This window comes from Achromobacter sp., from assembly GCF_050285585.1.
Taxonomy (GTDB): domain Bacteria; phylum Pseudomonadota; class Gammaproteobacteria; order Burkholderiales; family Burkholderiaceae_B; genus Achromobacter.
Genome location: NZ_JBLZXF010000092.1, coordinates 1 through 3,601, shown reverse-complemented (window position 1 = coordinate 3,601; position 3,601 = coordinate 1). Strand labels below are relative to the sequence as shown.

The 3,601-nt window shown below is 68.4% G+C and carries 3 protein-coding genes; 2 read left to right on the top strand and 1 reads right to left on the bottom strand.

Going from position 1 to position 3,601, the window contains the following annotated elements:
* Both ACN6PJ_RS31305 and lnt read left to right on the top strand, forming a co-directional pair.
* On the top strand, positions 1 to 450 hold a 450-nt coding region (locus ACN6PJ_RS31305; RefSeq protein WP_427999508.1), incomplete at its 5' end, for a transporter associated domain-containing protein.
* Entirely contained in the window at positions 447 to 2,075 is a 1,629-nt protein-coding gene (gene lnt / locus ACN6PJ_RS31300) for an apolipoprotein N-acyltransferase (RefSeq protein WP_427999507.1), read from the top strand. The genes ACN6PJ_RS31305 and lnt, both read left to right, overlap by 4 nt.
* 6 nt (positions 2,076 to 2,081) lie before the next feature.
* Here lnt and ACN6PJ_RS31295 read toward each other — a convergent pair whose 3' ends face one another.
* Entirely contained in the window at positions 2,082 to 3,137 is a 1,056-nt protein-coding gene (locus tag ACN6PJ_RS31295; RefSeq protein ID WP_427999506.1) for an aldo/keto reductase, read from the bottom strand.
* Positions 3,138 to 3,601 lie beyond the last annotated feature (464 nt).

Genomic DNA, 3,601 nt, shown 5'->3' with positions numbered 1-3,601 from the left:
CCCGAATCCAAGCGCCTGAACGTGCTGCTGCACGAGTTCCGCGCCAGCCGCAACCACCAGGCCATCGTCATCGACGAGCACGGCGGCATTTCCGGCCTGGTCACGATGGAAGACGTGCTGGAACAGATCGTCGGCGACATCGAAGACGAATTCGACGAAACCGAGGAAGACTCGATCTTCCCCGAAGGCGAGAACCAGTGGCGCGTCCTGGCGGCCACCGATATCTCGCACTTCAACGACGTCTTCGGCTGCCAGCTGCCCGACGACGAATACGATAGCGTCGGGGGCTGGATGGGCGGCCAGCTGGGACGCATTCCGCGCCGCGGCGATACCGCCGAATTCGACGGCCTGCGCCTCGAAGTGGCCCGCGGCGACGCGCGCCGCGCCATCTGGCTGCGCGTCAGGCGCAACGCCCCGTCCCAAGCCTCCCTGCCTCCCTCCGAAGAATGACGAGCACCCCGCGCAGCCGTACCTTGCGCGGCGCGGCCGGCCTGGTGCTGGCGGGCGCCGCGCACGCCCTGACTTTCTCGCCCGGTCCCTTGCCCGGCTGGGCGCTGGCGGCAACCCAGGTCCTGATGCTGGCCATCGCCGCCCGGACGACCCTGTACGCGCCCTCGGCCAGGCAGGCATGGGCGCGCGGCTGGCTGTTCGGCTTCGCCACCTACGCGCTCGGCCTGTACTGGATCTTCATCAGCCTGCACCGCTACGGCGATCTGTCCGCGCCGCTGTCGGTGGCCGCGGTGCTAGCCCTGTCCGCGTTCCTGGCGCTGTTCCCCGCCACGGCGAGCGCGCTGGCGCGCCGCTACGCGCCGCTGTCGCCGGATTCGAGCCCTGCCCGCGTCCTGTCCGGCACCCTGGCCTGGGCCGCGATGTGGGCGGCATTCGAGTGGCTGCGCGCCGTCCTGCTGACCGGCTTTCCGTGGCTCAACATCGGCTATGCGCAGGTTGACGGCCCGATCGCGGGCTGGGCGCCGCTGCTGGGCGTGCATGGCATGGCATTCCTGTCGGCCTTCGTCGCCGCCGCGCTCGCCAGCCTGTGGCAGCCCTCGAAAAAAACCGGGCCCGGCTCGCGCCGCGCGCTGGCGGCGGGAATTGCGCTGGCGCTGGCAGCGGCCGGCTGGCCGCTGTCGCGCATCGACTGGTCCGCGCCGGCCGGCGATCCGCTGAACGTCAGGCTGGTCCAGGGCAATATCGAGCAATCGCAGAAATTCGACCCCGCCCTGCTGGAGCAAAGCCTGATCCGGCACCTGGACCTGACGGCCATGCCGGCCGCGCCCGGCGTGCCCGCGCCGCAACTGGTCATCCTGCCGGAAACCGTGCTGCCCATCTTCCAGGACCAGCTCGATCCGCGCGTCTGGGATACCTGGCGCAACGTGGCCGCCAAGCGCAATACCGTCATCGCGATGGGCGTGCCGCTGCACGACCGCGTAAACGGCCGCGACCGCTACACCAACAGCGTCATGGGTTTCGACGGCGACACGCCGCTCGAACAGCTCATTCAGGGCAGCACCGCCATGCGCTACGACAAGCGCCACCTGGTGCCTTGGGGCGAATACGTGCCGCCGGGCTTCCATTGGTTCGTCGACATGCTGAACATCCCGCTTGGCGACTTCGACCGCGGCGCGCGGCGCCAGACGCCGTTTGCCGTGCGCGGGCAGCACATCGCGTTCAACATCTGCTATGAAGACCTGTTCGGCCCGGACCTGCTGCCCGCGCTGCAGCCCGGCCCCAATGGCGAGCCGGGCGCGACGATCCTCGTGAACGTCAGCAACCTCGGCTGGTTCGGAGACACCTGGGCGCTGCGCCAGCACCTGCAGATCGGCCGCCTGCGCACGATCGAGACCGCCCGCCCCATGCTGACCTCGACCAACACCGGCATTACCGCCGCCATCGACGCCAAGGGCCGCGTGGCGGCGCAACTCGCGCCGCTGCAAGCCGGCGTGCTGCCGGTGTCGGTGCAGGGAATGACGGGCCTGACTCCCTACGCTCGCTTCGGCGACAAGACGGCGCTGGCCCTGGTCGGGCTGGCCCTGATCGCGGCCGTCGGCAGCGGCCGCAAGGCGCGCCGCGGCTGACGCGCCTCAGGCGAACAGATTGGCCGGCAGCGCGCCGCCGTCCTCGACCGGCCGCGCGGGCCCCGTTCCCGCGCCCGTCCGGTCGATCGCCTCGGCAATGGCATCCATATCCTCGCTGTCCAGTTCCAGCTCCGCGGCGCCGAGCAACCCGTCCACCTGGGCGGCGCTGCGCGCGCCCACGATGGCGCCCGTCACGCCGGGCCAGGCCAGCGTCCAGCCCGCCGCCACGGCCGCCACCGTCGTGCCGTGGCGTTCCGCAACCGGCTTGAGAGCCTCGGCCAGCGCCAGATTGCGTTCGATATTGGGCGACGCGAACTCCGCGTTGCGCGCGCGCCAATCGTCCTCGGGCAAGGAGCGGGCGCGGTCCACGCTGAAGCGGCCGGTCAGCAGGCCGGACTGCATCGGGCTGTAAACGATGACGCCGGTGCCGTTGCGGGCGCACCAGGGAATGAGGTCCGCGCCGGCCGCGCGCTGTATGGCGGAAAACGGCGGTTGCAGCGTGTCGACGTGGCCCAGGGCTTCGGCGTCCTGGATTTGCGCGAGATTGTGGTTGGACAAGCCCACCGCCCTCACCTTGCCTTCGCGCTTCAGGTCCAGCAGTTCCTGCCAGTACGCCTCCAGCGGCGTGCCGTCGCCCGCCGGCCAATGCATCTGGTACAGATCGATGCGCTCCACGCCCAGGCGCCGCAACGAATCCTCGATTTCCCGCCGGATGCTGGCCGGCGCGCCCGTGCGCCGCGGCATGGCCCGGGGCTGATCGGCGGACCAGGTCAGGCCGCACTTGGTGAAGACGTAGGGACGCTCGGCCGCCGGCATCTGCGCCAGCGCCCGGCGCACGATCTCCTCGGAATGCCCCAGGCCGTAGACGGCCGCGGTGTCGATCCAGTTGATGCCCCGCTCCACCGCCCGGCGGATGGCTCCGATGGAATCCGCGTCGTCCTGCGGCCCCCAGCCCACTGCCCAGCCGTTGCCCCCGATCGCCCAGGCCCCCAGGCCGATACGGGTGATCGCCATTGCGGTGCGGCCCAGCGGGCGCGTGGGAAAAGAGGTTTTGCTGCTCATCGCGCTACGTCCATATCTTGATATCCGCATCGTGTACCGCGGCCGGCAGGCTGCAACGCCGCGCAAAAACCGGTCGGGCCGCAAAAAAATTTCCGATCACAATAGCATTCCAGCAAGTCCTTGATTTGTCTGGGCTCCGACCGAACGGAAGCGCTTCCCCCTGCGCAAAAAACGCGCAATCTCCGGCCGCAAGCGCCTTCCCGCCCCCGTTTTTTCGCAACTTTTTTATTTTTTGCCACAAAGCGACTTGCACACCCAATTCAGTTCGTGCATAATCTCGTTTCTTCGCCAACGGCACTAAACAAAACCGGCAACGAAAGACGAAAATCCAGTGAAAACGCACCGTAAAACGTGCCGATTCGATGGAAAATTCGCCAGACGCTGAACGGAGTTGATTAGAAGAACGGGGGTATAGCTCAGCTGGGAGAGCGCTTGCATGGCATGCAAGAGGTCAGCGGTTCGAT